The organism is Pseudobutyrivibrio ruminis HUN009 (assembly GCF_000703005.1).
Taxonomy (GTDB): domain Bacteria; phylum Bacillota; class Clostridia; order Lachnospirales; family Lachnospiraceae; genus Pseudobutyrivibrio; species Pseudobutyrivibrio ruminis_A.
In genome coordinates this window covers 123,919-142,413 of record NZ_JNLH01000001.1, presented here as the reverse complement: position 1 = coordinate 142,413, position 18,495 = coordinate 123,919, and the positions used below count along the sequence as shown (strand labels likewise).

Here is an 18,495-nt window from a genome sequence, read left to right as displayed (position 1 = left end):
TATTGGAAACAATTTAGGTAATTATGACGAAAAACACAATATCTAGTCTTTTTAAATTGAATATCACCCTATATTTTGATAACATATAAACAAGTCGAAAGTGCCTTTAAAGAAGGTGAAGGGGGAGTCCTTTTTTTGACATTATAAGGATACTAGAGAAAGGAATATTTGGTGAGTAGAATTGTTTGATGTTGTAAAAAGAGATGGACAAGTCGCAGAATTCAATTTAGGCAAAATTAACGATGCGATTGCAAAGGCTTTTGAAGCTACTGGAAAGGAATACAACGACGATATTATCGGATTATTGTCGCTTAGAGTATCGGCTGATTTCCAGAACAAAATTAAAGAAAGCAAGATCTCGGTGGAGGATATTCAGGACTCAGTAGAAAGCGTACTTGAGCAGACTGGATATACAGATGTTGCTAAGGCATATATTCTTTACAGAAAACAGCGCGAAAAGATGCGTAATATGAAGTCTACAGTTCTCGATTACAAGAACGTTGTAGATAGCTATGTTAAGGTTGAGGACTGGAGAGTTAAGGAGAATTCCACAGTTACATATTCTGTCGGTGGTCTTATTCTTTCAAACTCTGGTGCAATCACAGCTAATTATTGGCTTTCAGAGATTTATGATGAGGAAATTGCACAGGCACACCGCAATGCAGATATCCACATTCATGATCTTTCAATGCTTACAGGTTATTGTGCAGGTTGGTCACTTAAGCAGCTTATTCAGGAGGGCTTAGGTGGAATCACAGGAAAGATTACATCTGCTCCAGCAAAGCACCTTTCAGTACTTTGCAACCAGATGGTAAACTTCCTTGGTATTATGCAGAATGAGTGGGCTGGTGCTCAGGCATTCTCATCATTTGATACATATCTTGCACCATTTGTTAAGGCTGATAACCTTTCATATCAGGAAGTTAAAAAGTGCCTTGAAGCATTTATATACGGTGTAAACACTCCATCACGTTGGGGTACACAGGCACCATTCTCAAATATCACTCTTGATTGGACAGTACCAAACGACTTGGCAGAGCTTCCAGCTATCGTTGGTGGTAAAGAGCAGGATTTCAAGTATAAGGACTGCAAGAAGGAAATGGACATGGTTAACAAGGCATTCCTTGAAATCATGATCGAAGGCGATGCTAACGGTCGTGGATTCCAGTATCCAATCCCTACATACTCTATCACTCGTGATTTTGATTGGTCTGACACAGAAAACAACAGGCTATTATTCGAAATGACTGCAAAGTATGGTACTCCATACTTCAGCAACTACATTAATTCCGATATGGAGCCAAGCGATGTTCGTTCTATGTGCTGCCGTCTTCGTCTTGATCTTCGTGAGCTTCGCAAGAAGTCAGGTGGATTCTTTGGTTCAGGCGAGAGCACAGGTTCTGTAGGTGTAGTTACAATCAATCTTCCTCGTATTGCATACCAGGCAAAGGATGAGGCAGATTTCTATGCTAGATTAGACAAGCTTATGGATATCAGCGCGCGTTCACTTAAGATTAAGCGTGGCGTTATCACAAAGCTTCTTGATGAGGGATTATACCCATACACAAAGAGATACCTTGGAACTTTCAACAACCACTTCTCTACAATCGGTCTTATCGGTATGAACGAAGTAGGTCTTAATGCAAACTGGCTTCGTGCAGATATGACTAGCAAGAAGACACAGGAGTTTGCAAAGGATGTCCTTAATCACATGCGTGAGCGTCTTTCTGATTATCAAGAGATGTACGGCGACCTTTACAACCTTGAGGCTACACCAGCTGAGTCTACAACATACCGCTTTGCAAAGCATGATAGAGAGCAGTTCCCAGATATCATTACAGCAGGTAAAGAAGGCGACACACCATTCTATACAAACAGCTCACACATGCCAGTAGAGTACACATCAGACATCTTTGATGCTCTTGATGTTCAGGATGAGCTCCAGACACTTTATACATCTGGAACAGTATTCCATGCATTTATTGGTGAGAAGCTTCCTACATGGGAATCAGCAGCAAATCTTGTACGTAAGATTGCTGAAAACTACAAGCTTCCATACTACACATTGTCTCCAACATACTCAGTATGTAAGGATCATGGCTACATCGCTGGTGAGCACTACACATGCCCACACTGTGGCAAGACAGCAGAGGTTTACAGCCGTATCACTGGTTACTATCGTCCAGTACAGAACTGGAACGAAGGAAAGGCTCAGGAGTACAAGAACCGTAAGCTTTACGATATTGCAGGTTCTATATGCCGCCGTGCCGGAGAAAAGCAGGCAGCAAAGGCTGAAAAGCCTGAAATCAACCTTGAGGTAGTTTCAGAGGAGCCAACAACAGGTGTTAAATACCTCTTCACTACAAAAACATGTCCAAACTGCGCTAGAGCAAAGGAAATCCTTGAGGATGAGGATTACATCCTTGTAGATGCTGAGGAACAGGTTGATATGACAAAGAAATATGGTGTTATGCAGGCACCTACTCTTGTAGTAGTTAACGGCGATGATGTTAAGCGCTATGCTAACGCAAGCAACATCCAGAAATATGTAGATGAAAACTAAACAAAGATTTTAAAATGAAAAATACTCTTATGGCAAGCCATAAGAGTATTTTTTTGTTATCATAGGAGTAGTTTAAATATTGGGAGAAGGAAAATGGAATACGGGTTTAAAGAGTACAAGAAGGCCGAGATAAAACGTAATCATCTCAACTTAGGGCAGGTTAGAGCAGATGGAAGTAGCTATCAGGTAAATAGCTTGTACCTTGAGAAGGATGGCAAGCCTTGGATTGGAATAATGGGGGAGTTTCACTTTGTGCGCTATCCTCGGAGTGACTGGGGGATGGAGCTGGCCAAGATGAAGGCTGGTGGAATTACAACGGTGGCTTTCTATGTGTTTTGGATATATCACGAGGAGATAGAAGGGCAGTATGATTTTACTGGAGATCGGGACTTATGGTATTTCGTGGAGCTTTGCGACAAGCTGGGGCTTACTGTGATGCTAAGGATTGGGCCATGGGCCCATGGAGAGGTTAGAAATGGTGGTTTCCCTGATTGGCTTTTGAAAAAGGGATTCAAGCTGAGAACAAATGACGCTGGATATTTGGAATGTGTCAGAGGCTGGTATTCAAAGATTTATGAGCAAGTGCAGGGGCTTTTCTTCAAAGACGGTGGCCCTATTATAGGTATTCAGATTGAAAATGAGCTTGTAGATCAGTGCGAACACTTAGGAAAGCTCAAGGAAATAGCTATTTCAATTGGTTTTGATGTGCCTATTTGGACTGTGACAGGATGGGATAGATTGTACGGAGCAAAGTTTCCAGTAAAGGAATTTCTGCCAGTGTTTGGCGCATATGTGGATGCTCCATGGCTAGATCATACAAAGCCGCTTCCTCCATCACATCACTTCACATTTAATACCATCAGAAATGATGCTGCCATAGGTGTAGATTTGATTAATGAAACAGATGACGAGGGCTGGAGACTTCCATATGAGGATTATCCATTTGCTACTTGCGAGCTGGGCAGTGGACTTCCTACTTCGTATATACGTAGGCCATATGTGGCGCCAATGGATGCCTATGCACTTAGTTTGGTAAAGCTTGGCTGTGGTAATAACTTGGTGGGCTATTACATGTACCATGGCGGCACTAACAAGCTAGGCAAGCTTTCCACATTGCATGAAAGCAAGGCTACGGGATATCCTAATGATTATGCTATCTTGAACTACGATTTCATGACTTGCATTGGTCAGTATGGCCAGGTCAGGAATCAATACAGACTATGCAATCTGCTTCATATGTTTATAAATGATTTTGGCGATATTTTGGCACCAATGGAGCATGTAGGAAGTCAGACTTTTGTGGAAGCTGATGATGCAGATAGCCTTAGATATGCTATGCGTACTGATGGACATAGTGGTTTCGTATTTATTAATCATCACCAAAGAAGCTTGAAGCTTAACGATGTAAAGAATGTGGTAATAGATACTGGAAGCGTAAAATTCCCTCAGTTTGACGTGCAGGGTGATGTGGCATTTATTCTGCCTTTCAATTTATCATTTGCAAAACACAACATTGAATATGCTACTGCTCAATTATTGTGCAAGTATGATAATATATTGTTCTTTGCAGCAGTGCCTGGGGTAAAGCCTGAGTATTCTGTGGATGGAAAGATTTTTGAAGTCATGGATTCAACCCACATTGCAACTACACAAATAGGAGATGTGACCATCGTTACAATACCATGGGAGGTTGCGCTATATTTGCGAAAAGTGGATGGAAAAGTCTTTATTGAAAGAAAAATCGGCAAGGAAACATGCCACACAAAGTTGGCCATTGAGGACAGTATTTATATTCCGGAGCTAGATTATCCAGAAGAGTTTTCAGTATGTGGTGGAAAAAAGCTTCTATGCAAAAAGCTATCTGTGGATAGTCCAGATGGACTCGTTTCTATTAATATGGAATTCGATGTGGCGCAGATTATTGCAGATGGAAAGTTGGTGGCTGACTGTTATTACTATGGCAAGCCATGGGAGGTGCCTACATCACTTATCTATGGTAAAGAAACATACATGGTTTACACACCAGTGAATAAGGAAATTTATATGGATTTTAATGAAAGCCTGAGGTAACAAAAAGTTTTCAAAAATTTAATATTTGCTTTATTGTATTTGGGAAAAGTAATAGTTACTATTTTTATAGTGACTATTATTTTTTTATAATCTGTGGAGCATAATATGGATAACGTAATTGATTATATAAAATGGTACAAAGACTATTCATTTCAGGAAAAGCCACTTACAGAGGTGGACAATTTTATTCTTTGCAAGCTTGCATATCTGATACTAGAGGATGTAAAGCTTGATAAGCCAAGAGCATTTAGGGATGTTGTCTATGAAGTAATGGCAAAGACTGGAATTCAGGGAACATTTTATGGTAGAGAAGAAATCGTTACTCTAGCTGCCGATTCTAAAAGATACGGAGAAATGCTTTTAGTTAAGCATGAGGACGTATTGGATGAATCAATATCAGCCCAGTTTTCAGCTATGACCTTTGATTTGACAGATGAAATCAGATTCGTAGCATACCGAGGCACAGATGATACCATGGCAGGCTGGAAGGAAGATTTCATGATAAGCTTCACTGAAACTGAGGCACAGAAGAAAGCCTTAGCTTATCTTGAAGAATCCTTCTATGAAGAGCACCAGGTAATAGTGGCAGGTCACAGCAAAGGTGCCAATCTTGCACTCTATGCTTCTACACATATTTCAGACGAATATCAAAAGTGGATTAAGCATGTATATTTAGATGACGGGCCAGGACTTTGCCCAGAAGTATGCGATAAATCATGTGTTTCGAAGATAAAGGATAAAGCAACCCGATATGTTCCAGAGTATTCCATCTTTGGACAGCTGTTTGAGGAGCACGATATCCCACAGGTAATTGTAAAGAGCACAAATGAAGGTGTCATGCAGCATGACCCTACATCCTGGGCTGTAGATCATGGAAATGCTTTTATTAGCGAAAGCTTTGATCCAGGATGTGTATTTATAAATCAGGTACTTAATCAGTGGATTGAAAGTGTTAATAACACTAAACGTACAAGCTTTGTTAACGACCTGTTTAATGCCATTGATAAGGCTGGAATTAAAACGACTAGTCAGGTGGTGGCAAAGGGGCCTTTTGCCATAGAAAAGATTATGATAGAGCTATTGGCACTTGATAAACAGACTGTAAAGACCTTTATGAAGCTGCCAATTACAGCTGCGTTAGATAAAGCACCAGATGAAAAGAAAGCCAAAAAGATTAAGGAAGAAATTAAAAAGAAGGATTGGCTTCCTTATTTGGGGATGATTCTGTGCAGTGTAGTTTTATTTATCATTCCAGAATACATTTTACAGACTGCCATTAGCTTGGCTTTGTTTGCAGTAATAGTGTTTGAGGTAGGGGTTACTATCAGGCACCTATACAAGGCAAAATGGAATCTGCAGGAAGAATCTGCAAGAGTATATATATGTCTTGGAATGGTTGGTGTATACGCTATGCTTCTTGTAAAAGAAGATGCCATTTTCTTGATAGGTAGTGCAGTAATTGGCGTATCATTTTTAGCTTGGGCCTACCGCAATGCCATTGCTTTTAGAAATCTCTGTGAGAGAACGGAAAAGAAGGAGAGACGTGGTGAAAAGATAAAGCTTATTGCCGAAATTTCTCTACTTATCATATTGGGAGGCTTCATTTTAGTAGCGCCAAAGGATACTTTGGGATGGTATATGGTATTTCTTGGAATTGTGTTACTTACCGACGGAATTATCAATCTTATAATGATATTTAACAGAATTTTAACATCAAGGCGCGCTATTTAATTTTACAAAATCAAATTTAGATGTTAGAATATATGTCGTGAATAAAATTGAAAACATACCTTGACCTAAAGTTAACTTTAGGAAGTATTATAAGTATGAATTCGGAGGTTATAGTAATATGAAGGAATATAGACAGGAATTTTTCAAGGGCGAGAGAGCCCTTTATGCAGCTGAGGATGCTGTTATTTACGACTCTATCTTTGATGAGGGAGAGTCACCATTAAAGGAAAGCAAAAATATAGAGGTATACCACTCTCAGTTTAAGTGGAAGTATCCAATTTGGTATTCAAACAATGTAAAGGTAGAAAACTGTAACTGGTTCGAGATGGCTCGTTCTGGTGTATGGTACACAAACAATATCGAAATCAAGAATTCTCTTATCACAGCTCCAAAGAATTTCAGAAGATGTGATGGAGTTACACTTAATAATGTAGATCTTACAAATGCAGAAGAAACATTCTGGATGTGTAAGAACATCAATCTTAAGGATGTTACAGCAAAGGGACATTACTTTGCTATGAACTCTGAGAACATCGAAATTGATAATCTCAGACTTGATGGTAACTATTCATTTGATGGTGGCAAGAATATCACTATCAGAAATTCAGTTATCCTTTCAAAGGATGCATTCTGGAATACAGAGAATGTTACTGTATATGATTCATACATTTGTGGTGAGTACCTTGGATGGAATGCTAAGAATCTTACATTTGTAAATTGTACTATCGAGAGTCTCCAGGGACTTTGCTACATAGACAATCTTACAATGAAAAACTGTAAGCTTATCAATACTACACTTTCATTCGAGTATGCAAAAAATATCGATGCAGAGATTACAAACAAGATTGACAGTGTATTTAACCCAATCAGCGGTACAATTTCAGCACCTGAAATTGAGACTTTGATTGTTGAGAAGGATATGGTTGATCCTGAAAAGACTATTATAAAATGCCAGGCAGTAGGCAAAAAGGAAGAAATCGTAGAGTGGAGAATTCATAATTAAAATCGAGCATAGCGAAGATTTTGAATATGACAGGGTTTAGGACAATTATGGGAAAGTATAATTTTGATTTAGACATAAACAGACGCGGTACAGATTCCATGAAATGGGACGTGAAGGAAAATGAGCTTCCTATGTGGGTAGCAGACATGGACTTTCAGACCGCCCCAGAAATAATAGAGGCACTTGAGCAGCGCGTTGCTCACGGTGTGTTTGGATACACTGATGTGGACGATGACTGGTATCAGGCCTACATTTCATGGTGGGACCGTCGCCATGGTCTTAAAATAGAAAAAGACTGGCTGATGTTTTGTACAGGAGTAATTCCTGCACTTTCATCAATTGTGCGTAAGCTTACTACTCCAAACGAAAAGGTTATTATCCAGACTCCAGTTTACAATATCTTTTTCAACAGTATTGTAAATAATGGATGCAGAGTATTAGAGAATCCTTTGAAATATGAAAACGGCGTATATTCAATGGACTTCGAAGACCTTGAAGAGAAAATGTCTGATCCTCAGGCTAGCCTTATGGTACTTTGTAACCCACACAATCCAGTCAGTAAGATTTGGTCAAAGGAAGATTTGGCCAAGGTTGGCGAGCTTGCAAAGAAGTACGGTGTAATTGTAGTCTCAGATGAGATTCACTGTGATTTAGTTGCACCAGGCAAGGAGTATGTGCCGTTTGCTTCAGTGTCAGAAACCTGCAAAGATATCAGCATCACTTGCATCGCACCTACAAAGACATTCAGCATCCCGGGAATTCAGACAGCTGCTATTTTTGTTCCAAACAAGTTTCTTCGACATAAGGCATGGAGAGGAATCAATACAGACGAAGTTGCAGAGCCAAATGTTTTTGCAGCTCATGCAGCAGTTGCAGCTTTTACAAAGGGTGAGCAGTGGCTTGATGAACTAAGAGAGTATCTTTTTGAAAACAGACGTATCGTGGAGGATTATGTGGATGCCAACATTCCACAGCTTCATGTGGTACGTGGAGATGCCACATATCTTTTGTGGATTGATGTTTCAACTTTAAATATTTCCAGCGATAAGCTTGCTGTGTTCATTAGAAAAGAAACAGGTCTTTACCTATCAGCTGGTACAGCTTATGGTGGCACAGGTGCCAATTTCCTTCGTATGAATGTGGCATGCACAAAGGCCACCCTACAGGATGGCCTTGATAGATTAAAATGTGGAATTGATGCATATTTAAAACTTAACTAATGCTTCAAGCATTGCAACACAGGCTTCTTCATCTAGTTCACTAACATTGAGAACTATATCGAAGTAGTCTGTGGAGCCCCATTTATATCCTGAATGTGTGGTAAAGAATTTCTCACGTTTTTTGTCAAAACGTTTCATAACTTCTTCAGCTTTGTCAGCTTCAATGTTTTCCACGTTAATTGCACGTTTCATACGGTAAGCATCGTCTGCTGTAATGAAAACCTTAAGGCATTTTTTGTCATTTAGTATTTCACTTGCACAGCGACCAACAAAAACACAGCCAGGCTTTTCAGCAGCTTCTTTAATGATTTCTACTTCGGTATTGTAGATTTTTTCTTCCATGGATGTGTTATCTGTTCCCGATGCCTTGAAAAGGGCCTTTACTGGTGTTTGTTCATCCATTCCGGAAACCTGATCATAAGGAAGTCCCATTCGCTTGCAAGTCTCAACAACAACCCCTCGATCGTAAAGCTGATATCCAAGCTTCTTTGCAAGCTTATCTGCAATCTCATGACCACCACTACCATATTTACGTTCTATTGCTACGTAGTCGTACATAAAAGAGCCTCCTCTCATTTAATTCTAGTTTTCGCTCAAAAAATCCTATTAGTATAATATCATAAAACTTCACTAGTTGTGTGAATATTCTAACAACTAATTCTTTGATTTGAACAGCTACTCATATGTCAAGAAATAATAACAAAATTTTTAGTTTGATTTTTGGCTTTTAATGTGGAGTTTTACAAATTGACAAAGTATCTAGTAATAAGTATCATGACAGTGATATTTGGTTAGAGTTATCTAATTAGGAAAGGGGCAATCATGAAAAACAGCAATTTTCAAAGTATCATAATTGCAACAGTAGCTATAGCAGCTGCATTATTTATGATGTTCTTTTCTAATATTTATATTTCTGAGCACGTATCACATCACTGTGAAGACAGCAATCACTGTCCTGTTTGTTCTATTTTGGAACAATGCGAGAACGCTCTCAAAACATTCGGTACAGGCTTGATAGTTGCTGCGGTAGTCCTATTCATACATAAGCTTTTAATTGAAGCTTTCCAGGGTTATTCTTTTGAGTCTATTCAGGCTACATTAATTTCCCAAAAGGTAAGACTAGATTCTTAAAGATTATTGTCATTTTATCTGCATTTTGAAACAATGCAGGTCTTGTTTTGATATAATTTTTTAAGAATGGAGATAATAAAAATGAAAACTAATAAAATAATTGCTTTTCTTGCAGCTACAACACTTGGCGTTTCAGCTTTTACAGGATGTGGTGCAAGCACAGACAATAATTCATCAGTGGATAATACAAATTCAGATAATACGATTTCTGTAGTGACCACTATTTTCCCAGAATATGATTGGGTAAGAGAAATCGTTGGAGACAACGACAATGTTGAAATCACAATGCTTCTTGATAACGGTGTAGATCTTCACAACTATCAGCCTACAGCAGATGATATTATGAAAATTGCTACATGCGATGTATTTGTATATGTAGGCGGAGAATCGGACGAGTGGGTTGAAGATGCGCTTTCAGAGGCTACCAATAAAGACATGCAGGTTGTAAATCTTCTTGAATCTCTTGGAGAATCTGTAAAGGAAGAGGAAGTTGTAGAGGGAATGATGGCCGAGGAAGAAACTGAGGCTGAAGAAGGCGAAGAGGAAGAGGTTGAGTACGACGAGCATGTATGGCTTTCTTTGAAGAACGCACAGGTACTTGTGGATGCCATTGAACAGGCCATCGCAACAGTAGATGCGGATAACGCAGATACTTATGCTGCCAATGCATCAGCTTACAATGCTGAGCTTGCTACACTTGACGAAAAGTATCAGGCTACAATTGATGAAGCTTCAGTAAAAACAGTTCTCTTTGGTGACCGCTTCCCATTTAGATACTTAGTAGATGATTACGGTCTTGATTATTACGCAGCATTTGTTGGATGTTCAGCAGAGACAGAGGCCAGCTTTGAAACTATCACTTTCCTTGCAGGAAAGGTTGATGAGCTTAATCTTAATACCGTATTTACGATAGAAAACTCAGATCAGAAAATTGCGCAGACTATTATTGAAAATACATCAGCAAATGATGCGCAGATTCTTGCACTTGATTCGATGCAGTCTACCACATCAGACGACGTGGCAGCCGGCGTTACATATCTTTCCGTTATGGAGGGAAATTTGGATGTACTTAGCCAGGGGCTAAAGTAGGAGGTTACATGGCACTTTTAACAGCAAAGGATTTATGCGTTGGCTATGAAGGTCAGGCAGTTCTTTCGAATATTAATTTTGAGATTAATGCAGGAGATTACTTCTGTATTATTGGGGAGAATGGCTCAGGAAAGTCCACAATGATGAAGACTATGTTAGGACTTCAAAGTCCTATTTCCGGTAGCATTGAGTTTGGGGATGGTCTTATTCAAAATGAAATCGGCTATTTGCCACAGCAGTCGGTGGTTCAAAGAGATTTTCCGGCTTCAGTATTTGAGATTGTCCTTTCTGGCTGTCAGAATAGCCTTAAGAAAAGATTTTTCTACACCAAGGAGCATAAAGCCTTGGCTATGGAAAATATCAAAAGAATGGGCATTGAAGATTTAAAGGACAGATGCTATAGAGAGCTTTCAGGAGGACAGCAACAGCGTGTACTTCTTGCTAGAGCTTTATGTGCAACAAAGCGAGTACTGCTTTTAGATGAGCCAGTAGCTGGTCTTGATCCTATTGTTACAGAGGAAATGTATCAGCTTATAAAGCAGCTTAACGATGAGGGGCTTACAATTATCATGATTAGTCACGACATGGTTGCTGTAAAAGACTACGCAACTCGTATTTTAAATGTTAATGATATGGAGGGGATGTCATGTTAGATAAACTTATTTTGTATATGGGATTCCCATTCGTAAGATATGCGTTAATCGTAGGCGTGCTTATCGCACTATGTTCATCTCTTCTTGGAGTTACACTTGTTCTTAAAAGATATTCATTTATTGGAGATGGATTATCACACGTAGCATTTGGCGCACTTGCCATAGCAACCGTTCTTCAGCTTACAAACAAGATGATTATCGTGCTTCCGCTGACAATTCTGTTTGCTATTCTTTTGCTAAGAAAGGGCCAAAACGCAAAAATCAAAGGCGATGCAGCAATAGCTATGCTTTCAGTAGGAGCACTTGCATTTGGTTACTTGATTATGAATCTGTTCCCTACATCTTCTAATATATCCGGAGATGTTTGTTCTACACTTTTTGGCTCAACATCTATCCTTACACTTACAAAGGCTGATGTATGGGCTTGTGGAATCCTTGCTGTTATAGTGATTTTGATTTTCATATTGTTTTACAACAGGATTTTTGCAGTTACATTTGATGAGAACTTTGCCAATGCGGTAGGCACAAAGGTAAATCTTTACAATCTGCTTATTGCCACAGTAATTGCTGTAATAATCGTTCTTGCAATGAATTTGGTAGGCTCATTACTTATATCTGCTTTGGTAATATTTCCTGCATTGTCGGCTATGAGCATTTTGAAGAGTTTTAAAAGTGTAACAATCTTTTCGGCAGTATCATCAATGATTTGTGCCTTTGCAGGGATTCTTATTTCTATACTTGCAGGCACACCAGTAGGCTCCACAATTGTGGCGGTAGATTGCATTCTATTTGGAGCATGTTATTTGATTGGAAGAATTAAAGGATAATTGTGCATCTTTAAATTGTGGCTAAATTGTGATAAAATGACTGAAGTTTTTGAGGAATAAGGAAATGGGTAATAGATTTACAATAGAGGCCCCAGATCAGGAGACTATCCAGGCTGCTAAAGAGGCTCAAAAGAAAATTCAAGATAAAGCCAGCATGATTATGGATATTTACACCTTTCAGGCAAAGGTTAAGAGTGGTGAAATCAGCGATGATAAGGGTATTGCAGAGCTTATCATTAACGGTTCGGTTTCAAACTATCATATCCATATAAACAGACGATGTGTTACAAAGTCTGACGGCACACTTATCACATACACTGGCATCATGAAGATGTACAAGCCAGAGGAACTTAAAATCAAATACACAAAGCGCCCAAAGAAAATGATGAGCTTGGCACAGTACAAGCAAATGATTAAAGAAAGAAAAACGCGACAAAAAAATGCGGGCATGAACTTATAATAATTCCAGTTTGTAAAAAAATGAGCCTCTGTCATACAAAATGATAGAGGCTCTTCTTAATTATAATCTCAAATTCACAGCTTTTGCTGAATATATTTTGCAGCTATTTCTATTTAACCCTAAAAAAATCAATTAGTGAAAACGATTAAGCAGAATTCACAATTTGTTCACATTTCAGCAATGGACAAACAATGGATTTGGTACTATCATTAAAGACGTTCGGTTGTTAACAAATTGCGCTGTGGCGCAAACAACAAGCATTAAAATACGCCAAGGGGAGGCATGAGAAATGGCGATAGGTGAAATCATTATATGCACAGGTCCAGAGGATCTTTTTAGGAGAGCTGAAGAGCTTCAGCAAAAGGGAGTTAAGACAGTATTTGTAGCGAGAAATACTATTAAAATTGTTGGAGTTATGACAGCGCAGAAGGCTAGCTAGTAGTTAGTTTAATATAAGGATTTGGGGAGTAAGATATGGGAATCTAGTTCCTATATATCAGCATGTAGATAAAGAGGATGCTGCAAGACGAAGCAAAGCTTGCAGCATCCTCTCTTTTTTCTTTCAACAGTAATTATATCCGAAAACCTTTCAATCTTTTCTTCAATTCTTCATTGGACGAATTAATCAGCCTGGTAATTAACAAAGTATTCATAAATATTTGCTACACTTATATAGATACGGTATATAGTGGGTGAATTGTTTGGAACCATGTAAAACCTACTTATTAAATAATGTTAATTTTACAAGGGTTGGTTTAATATGAAGACATTTCCAAAAATTAATATAATAGTGCTTTTACTTATTTCATTAATGATTGCTTCCATGTTTAATGGGGCAGTTTTGGCTACAGATTTGTCCGATAAGGAAACCATAATAGTTGGTGTACCTTCAGATAGATGCCCTCTTTTTTATACTGATGATTCGTCTAAAAATATTGTAGGTATTGGAATTGATTTAATGAGTCTTGCGGCAGAAAATGCTGGTTATAATGTAAATTTTAAGATCATAGAAGAATCATCACTTAAAGACGCACTAGACAACCCTAATTATGATTTGGTAATGCCTTTTGGCAGTTCTATAAAAAGTACCTCAGGACAACCTTCAATCATATCAGATAATCTTATGACAACACCTTTCACGCTTGTCACTTTGAGTAGCGGTTACATTCAATCTTTAGAACAAATAAAGGTTGGAATGCTACAATCAATGGCAGGTGTTGCTGATACTGTTCACACTTTGTATCCAAGTATGAATCTTGTTTTGTATGAAACTATGCCTGATTGTGTGAATGCTCTTCGAAAAGGTGATGTTGACGCATTACTTTACAACTCTTATGTATGGAGTTATGTGCTTCAAAAACCATCATATTCAGATTTAGAAGTTCAACCAACAACAATGTTCTCAATGGATTTTAGAGTTGGTGCTGTTGATACCCCAAAAAGTCAGGAGCTAATAAACCAGATTAATTTGGGCATTTCTAAGATTAATGATAATCAACGTCAGGCGATTATATTGGATTATACATCTCGGCGTCTGTATAAAAATGATTTCTTTGATTACTTATATATCTATGGCAATCTAATCATTATATTTGGATTATTATTGGTTTTTATTATTCTTCATTTCGTTTCAAAACAATATGCAATAAGAAAAGAGCAAGATGAGCAAATCCGCCAATTAATTGAGTATGATGCTCTTACTGGAACCTTAAGTCTTGATGGTTTCCGTAAAAAAGTTAAAACGCTATTAAGGGAGAACCCAACTTTAACGTATTTAATATCTTATAACAATATTAAAAACTTTAAATTTATAAACGATAAAATGGGTATGAATTCAGGTGATGAACTTTTAGTTTTCTGGGCTGATAAAACAATGAATTACCTGTCTGAAAAAGAAGCTGTTGCAAGAATAGGGGCTGATCATTTTGCAGTTTTAGCTCTAGTTCCAGATGACAATAATCTTTTCAATCAAGAAAAGACTGTATTTGAACCTGTAAAAAAACTATTATATAAATCAGGGTATCGACTATACAGTCCAGTTATGCAGTGGTGTATACGTTCTAACAAGTGATGATTACTCAGATATTAATGTTGATAAGATGTTGGATTATGCCCATTTAGCAGAAAAGAAAGCTCACAATTCTGTCTCAGGTGGGGGATATGAAATATACAATACTGACCAATGGGAAAAAGGTAAAATGGTTGCCGACATCTGTGGTCATTTTTCAACAGCCGTAAAGAATAATGAAATACAAGTATGGTACCAACCACAAGTTAATTATAAGACAGGCAAAATAGTTGGTGCCGAGGCATTGTGCCGTTGGAAGCATGAAAAGTTAGGCTGGATAAGTCCTGGCATATTTATACCTATGCTGGAACAGGCAGGGCTTATTTATGATTTAGATTGCTTAATATGGGATAAAGTATGTCAAGACCTCCATAGATGGAATGAAAAGGGTATCCAACATTCCATTTCGATAAACTTATCACGTTATGACATTGAAAAAAATAACAACATTGCGGACTATTTCAACAATCTGGTACGAAAGTATGATATCGCACCGTCGCAGCTAAGGATTGAAATTACTGAAAGCGCATATGTTGAAGATACTGAGCTTCTACTAAAAACAACTACTGACCTTCAAAAATATGGTTTTATTGTTGAAATGGATGATTTTGGTAGTGGCTATTCTTCATTAAATATGCTTAAAGAGGTTCCTGTTGACGGAATAAAGCTAGATTACATCTTTTTAAAGGACGAGAAGAACAAAGAAAAAAGCAAAATCATTATTAACTATATAATCAAAATGCTTTTGCAGCTTAAATTCAACTTTATTGCTGAAGGTGTCGAAACCAAAGAACAGGCTCAATTTCTTTTAAATATAGATTGCGAACGAATGCAAGGATATTATTTTTATAAACCTATGCCTGTAACTGATTTTGAATTATTAGATTTCGATGACATAAATAATAAAACCGCCAATAGAGCGTAGGCAACAGCGACCGTGTTGGCTCTGTAGATTTATAAGATTTGTAATAATAAAATAAGCCCTAAACCGAAGAATTCGTTCATGAATATCCTTGGTCTAGAGCTTTTTTTTACTGAATTTTAGACTAACACACCATTTGCTTTCAAATAAATAGATACCTTATCTAAAATGATTCTAGCATGCTGTACCTGCTCCTCACATTCAGCTTTATTCGCAATGTAAAAATCATCATAATCAGAAGCTTCACGGATTCTTCCCATACCTCTGAACAACTTCATATCCTCTAATGAAAAATACTGAGAAGGCTTATGTATGAACTCCATGTTAAAAACTGCCAGTATACCATTGTGAGTCTCGCTATTCTTTTCTATTGTAGACAGTACAGCCTTAATCGCTTGCTCCGCACTATAAAAGGCTCTATTATTTGCAGATTTATAATCTTCCTCTTTTAGAAGTATATTCGCTGTTCTAAGCAATTCCTCAGCGCGTTCATATCGTACTTTTGCTAAATTATTTCTATCTTCAACGTTCATATAACACTACTCCGTCCTTTTTTATATTCATAAAATATGGATACCAGCTAACTTTTTCATCAAATTCACTTTTTGGAAGACATACAAAATTAACAATGGCCATTGTATCTGACTCAATTTCCACTGCTATATCATCAATGGCTGAATCATATTGCTTCACAGACTCTCTATCACTATCTGTAAGAATCGCCACATCAACATCAGAATCATTTGTAAAGTCACCTCTTGCACAAGATCCATATAGTATTATTTCTTTACAATCATCCTGTAAAACTTTAGGGATTTTCTTTACAATCATCTTTTTTACTCTCTCAAGAGTATATTCAAGACTGTATTTACTGTACTCTTCTATTAGTCCATCTTTAACCAACTTCTCTTCAATAGCTTCCTTTATAAAAGTTGATGTTGGTTTTCCAGAGCGCTTTATAGCAGGAGCGATACGTCTTTCGTAGTCATCTTTAATCCAATTAAGCGCTATTCGTTTTTGACTGTTTTTAAAGTATTTGAGGTTAGTCTCTTTAAGACTCTCTGTATAAGCCATAATCCACCTCCATATCTATGTACATAGATATTAACATGTTTATCATTTATAGTCAATCCCACCACCTAATTGTTGATATTCAGCCATATAGAGCTCTAACGGTTGGGTACAAAAGGCTATAAGCACAAAGAGACTAACCTCATTTGGATTAGTCTCAATGTTAGATTACTACACCGAAAGGTGTGTTACTTGTTAAGTCGATTTTCTGTGTTATAGAGTTTTATAAGTTCATTTCTGTTTTTGCAGTTGGTCTTCTTCATTAGATTCTTTACATGAAACTTTACTGTTGATTCTGTAATATACAGATTTGCTGCAATTTCTTTGTTAGCATTACCAGATAGTAATTCATCAAGAATCTGTACTTCCCTTGAGGATAGCTGATATTTGTCAATAAAAACTCCATGATAATCAATCTCTTCATTTGAACGAGTATTCACTCCATAAAACTGTGTGAAGGGTATTGCAAACAGTACGATTGTTACGGCAAACAAAATGGAAATAACAACAAGCAAAAGTGCATTGTTGTTTGCCAGCAAAAACCTGAATTGCATGCCTATTGGTTCGCCAACGCGACCTATAAAAAGACCAATTGAAGCTAAATAGTACTTGTCATTTTCCTTTGCAATATCTAAAAAGATTACGGTTCGACATACAGAGATGAAACCAATAAACACATAAGCAAGCACCCAAGTCACATAAACACCTGTAGTATTGTCATGCATAATTGGTAATGCGAATGCAAAAGATAATGCCACAAGGCAAAGGATGAATCCCAGCCCACGTCTTTTATCATTAAGGATACCTGCAATAACCAAGCTTAGTGTGTAAAACAACCTCATAGCCTCCACACTTATATGGAAGGAAGAGATATCGCTGCTAGGTTGGAAAAATCCCAGTCCGTTAACAATACTTGCGAACAGTAGGGCAGAAAATATAATTAAAATGTAATTTTTGCCAAATGGGCTGGTAACTTTATAAGTAGAAGATTGCTCCACAAGTCTGGTTGTGTTTATGTAAGAATGCAAGGTCAGCACATATAGGACAGTAGCGCCAATACTTATCAATGCATATAAATACAGGCATTGTATACTGGTAATAAAGCTATAATCTTTGTCGAAAAAGTAAAGAATATAGGAAAAGACACAGCTTAGGGCTATACCAGCACCAAAGGTGAGACCATAGTTATTTTTATCAACAATATCTACTATTATTGCCACATACCATGCGTATAGCAGACCTATCGCTATATTCATCAGCAATCCTGTTAACTCAATACCATCCCTGAACTGGGGAATGATTGTTACAACAGTGAGCAGGAAATTGACAGCAATAAGGATGGAGAATTCGATTATTTTAGATGGCTTTTCCTTGACGAAATACGCGTATCCGCAGAATAATAGAATACCCAGTGCCTGGAAAATCTTTCCTAAAAATTGTCCAATAAAATCAACATAATTTCCATCGTTGCATTGGTCCAAAATATAGAACCAGGATAGGTACTGTGAGCTGTTTAAAAAGAACAATATTCCTATTAAAATACTTGTAAATGCAATCTTTTTTCTCATGAAATAATTCTAGCACTTTCTAATTGGGATAGGTAAAGAAATATTGAATTTGTGGGCTTCTGTTCTGATACCTATACTAAAACTATCCCCCAGAATCACGGATTATTCGCAGTTTTTTC

17 protein-coding genes are annotated in these 18,495 nt (G+C 37.6%); 13 read left to right on the top strand and 4 right to left on the bottom strand.

Translation table 11 applies throughout. The features are described from left to right. The first annotated feature begins 181 nt into the window (after nt 1-181). From BO15_RS0100630 to BO15_RS0100610, 5 genes are all read left to right on the top strand, one after another. A complete protein-coding gene (locus BO15_RS0100630; RefSeq protein WP_033151593.1) occupies nt 182-2,563 on the top strand; it encodes a ribonucleoside triphosphate reductase in 2,382 nt (793 codons plus the stop codon). 93 nt (nt 2,564-2,656) lie between these two features. Beyond that, nucleotides 2,657-4,633, top strand: coding sequence for a beta-galactosidase (locus tag BO15_RS0100625; protein ID WP_052169688.1), 1,977 nt, complete (start codon nt 2,657-2,659; stop codon nt 4,631-4,633). Between the two features lie 105 nt (nt 4,634-4,738). Beyond that, the gene (locus BO15_RS0100620) at nt 4,739-6,364 is read left to right on the top strand and encodes an Mbeg1-like protein (RefSeq protein ID WP_033151592.1); all 1,626 of its coding nucleotides are present in this window, start codon (nt 4,739-4,741) and stop codon (nt 6,362-6,364) included. A 118-nt stretch (nt 6,365-6,482) separates the two neighbouring features. Further along, nucleotides 6,483-7,367: a DUF3737 family protein gene (locus BO15_RS0100615; RefSeq protein ID WP_033151591.1), complete on the top strand. Its 885-nt coding sequence runs from the start codon at nt 6,483-6,485 to the stop codon at nt 7,365-7,367. 47 nt (nt 7,368-7,414) lie between these two features. After that, nucleotides 7,415-8,587 (top strand): MalY/PatB family protein, encoded by a 1,173-nt coding sequence (locus BO15_RS0100610; RefSeq protein WP_033154579.1) that lies wholly within the window; start codon nt 7,415-7,417, stop codon nt 8,585-8,587. Here the strand turns inward: BO15_RS0100610 and BO15_RS0100605 are convergent. After that, nucleotides 8,573-9,145 carry an AAA family ATPase gene (locus tag BO15_RS0100605; protein WP_033151590.1) on the bottom strand — a complete coding sequence of 191 codons (573 nt, stop codon included), beginning with the start codon at nt 9,143-9,145 and terminating at the stop codon, nt 8,573-8,575. The genes BO15_RS0100610 and BO15_RS0100605 overlap by 15 nt on opposite strands. Nucleotides 9,146-9,409: 264 nt before the next feature. Here BO15_RS0100605 and BO15_RS0100600 point away from each other — a divergent pair, with 264 nt between their 5' ends. The 8 genes from BO15_RS0100600 (at nt 9,410) to BO15_RS13800 (ending at nt 15,740) form a co-directional block, all read left to right on the top strand. Continuing rightward, nucleotides 9,410-9,718 carry a hypothetical protein gene (locus BO15_RS0100600; RefSeq protein WP_033151589.1) on the top strand — a complete coding sequence of 103 codons (309 nt, stop codon included), beginning with the start codon at nt 9,410-9,412 and terminating at the stop codon, nt 9,716-9,718. 81 nt (nt 9,719-9,799) lie between these two features. After that, nucleotides 9,800-10,807 carry a metal ABC transporter substrate-binding protein gene (locus BO15_RS0100595; RefSeq protein ID WP_033151588.1) on the top strand — a complete coding sequence of 336 codons (1,008 nt, stop codon included), beginning with the start codon at nt 9,800-9,802 and terminating at the stop codon, nt 10,805-10,807. Between the two features lie 8 nt (nt 10,808-10,815). Further along, nucleotides 10,816-11,460, top strand: coding sequence for a metal ABC transporter ATP-binding protein (locus tag BO15_RS0100590; RefSeq protein WP_033151587.1), 645 nt, complete (start codon nt 10,816-10,818; stop codon nt 11,458-11,460). Next, a complete protein-coding gene (locus BO15_RS0100585) occupies nt 11,454-12,287 on the top strand; it encodes a metal ABC transporter permease (RefSeq protein ID WP_033151586.1) in 834 nt (277 codons plus the stop codon). Before BO15_RS0100590 ends, BO15_RS0100585 begins: the two co-directional genes overlap by 7 nt. Before the next feature lie 64 nt (nt 12,288-12,351). Further along, the gene (locus tag BO15_RS0100580) at nt 12,352-12,747 is read left to right on the top strand and encodes a hypothetical protein (protein ID WP_033151585.1); all 396 of its coding nucleotides are present in this window, start codon (nt 12,352-12,354) and stop codon (nt 12,745-12,747) included. Nucleotides 12,748-13,036: 289 nt separating this feature from the next. Continuing rightward, the gene (locus BO15_RS13670) at nt 13,037-13,186 is read left to right on the top strand and encodes a hypothetical protein (protein ID WP_167541192.1); all 150 of its coding nucleotides are present in this window, start codon (nt 13,037-13,039) and stop codon (nt 13,184-13,186) included. 321 nt (nt 13,187-13,507) lie between these two features. Beyond that, complete coding sequence (locus BO15_RS13805; RefSeq protein ID WP_242843738.1) at nt 13,508-14,818, top strand: diguanylate cyclase domain-containing protein; 1,311 nt, start codon at nt 13,508-13,510, stop codon at nt 14,816-14,818. Between the two features lie 28 nt (nt 14,819-14,846). Further along, nucleotides 14,847-15,740: an EAL domain-containing protein gene (locus tag BO15_RS13800; protein ID WP_242843737.1), complete on the top strand. Its 894-nt coding sequence runs from the start codon at nt 14,847-14,849 to the stop codon at nt 15,738-15,740. 116 nt (nt 15,741-15,856) lie between these two features. Here BO15_RS13800 and BO15_RS0100570 read toward each other — a convergent pair whose 3' ends face one another. The 3 genes from BO15_RS0100570 to BO15_RS13435 all read right to left on the bottom strand — a co-directional run bounded on the left by BO15_RS0100570 (nt 15,857) and on the right by BO15_RS13435 (nt 18,376). Continuing rightward, complete coding sequence (locus tag BO15_RS0100570) at nt 15,857-16,270, bottom strand: HEPN domain-containing protein (protein WP_033151584.1); 414 nt, start codon at nt 16,268-16,270, stop codon at nt 15,857-15,859. Beyond that, nucleotides 16,260-16,811, bottom strand: a complete 552-nt coding sequence (locus BO15_RS0100565) for a nucleotidyltransferase domain-containing protein (protein WP_052169687.1) — start codon at nt 16,809-16,811, stop codon at nt 16,260-16,262. Before BO15_RS0100565 ends, BO15_RS0100570 begins: the two co-directional genes overlap by 11 nt. Nucleotides 16,812-16,996: 185 nt before the next feature. Beyond that, nucleotides 16,997-18,376 (bottom strand): helix-turn-helix domain-containing protein, encoded by a 1,380-nt coding sequence (locus BO15_RS13435; RefSeq protein WP_033151583.1) that lies wholly within the window; start codon nt 18,374-18,376, stop codon nt 16,997-16,999. Nucleotides 18,377-18,495: the final 119 nt, after the last annotated feature.

What these genes read in the sequence shown, in the direction of transcription:
- BO15_RS0100625 (WP_052169688.1), top strand. Translation starts at nt 2,657, where the DNA reads ATGGAATACGGGTTTAAAGAGTACAAGAAGGCCGAGATAAAACGTAAT.
- BO15_RS0100620 (WP_033151592.1), top strand. Translation starts at nt 4,739, where the DNA reads ATGGATAACGTAATTGATTATATAAAATGGTACAAAGACTATTCATTT.
- BO15_RS0100615 (WP_033151591.1), top strand. Translation starts at nt 6,483, where the DNA reads ATGAAGGAATATAGACAGGAATTTTTCAAGGGCGAGAGAGCCCTTTAT.
- BO15_RS0100610 (WP_033154579.1), top strand. Translation starts at nt 7,415, where the DNA reads ATGGGAAAGTATAATTTTGATTTAGACATAAACAGACGCGGTACAGAT.
- BO15_RS0100605 (WP_033151590.1), bottom strand. Translation starts at nt 9,145, where the DNA reads ATGTACGACTACGTAGCAATAGAACGTAAATATGGTAGTGGTGGTCAT.
- BO15_RS0100600 (WP_033151589.1), top strand. Translation starts at nt 9,410, where the DNA reads ATGAAAAACAGCAATTTTCAAAGTATCATAATTGCAACAGTAGCTATA.
- BO15_RS0100595 (WP_033151588.1), top strand. Translation starts at nt 9,800, where the DNA reads ATGAAAACTAATAAAATAATTGCTTTTCTTGCAGCTACAACACTTGGC.
- BO15_RS0100590 (WP_033151587.1), top strand. Translation starts at nt 10,816, where the DNA reads ATGGCACTTTTAACAGCAAAGGATTTATGCGTTGGCTATGAAGGTCAG.
- BO15_RS0100585 (WP_033151586.1), top strand. Translation starts at nt 11,454, where the DNA reads ATGTTAGATAAACTTATTTTGTATATGGGATTCCCATTCGTAAGATAT.
- BO15_RS0100580 (WP_033151585.1), top strand. Translation starts at nt 12,352, where the DNA reads ATGGGTAATAGATTTACAATAGAGGCCCCAGATCAGGAGACTATCCAG.
- BO15_RS13670 (WP_167541192.1), top strand. Translation starts at nt 13,037, where the DNA reads ATGGCGATAGGTGAAATCATTATATGCACAGGTCCAGAGGATCTTTTT.
- BO15_RS13805 (WP_242843738.1), top strand. Translation starts at nt 13,508, where the DNA reads ATGAAGACATTTCCAAAAATTAATATAATAGTGCTTTTACTTATTTCA.
- BO15_RS13800 (WP_242843737.1), top strand. Translation starts at nt 14,847, where the DNA reads ATGTTGGATTATGCCCATTTAGCAGAAAAGAAAGCTCACAATTCTGTC.
- BO15_RS0100570 (WP_033151584.1), bottom strand. Translation starts at nt 16,270, where the DNA reads ATGAACGTTGAAGATAGAAATAATTTAGCAAAAGTACGATATGAACGC.
- BO15_RS0100565 (WP_052169687.1), bottom strand. Translation starts at nt 16,811, where the DNA reads ATGGCTTATACAGAGAGTCTTAAAGAGACTAACCTCAAATACTTTAAA.
- BO15_RS13435 (WP_033151583.1), bottom strand. Translation starts at nt 18,376, where the DNA reads ATGAGAAAAAAGATTGCATTTACAAGTATTTTAATAGGAATATTGTTC.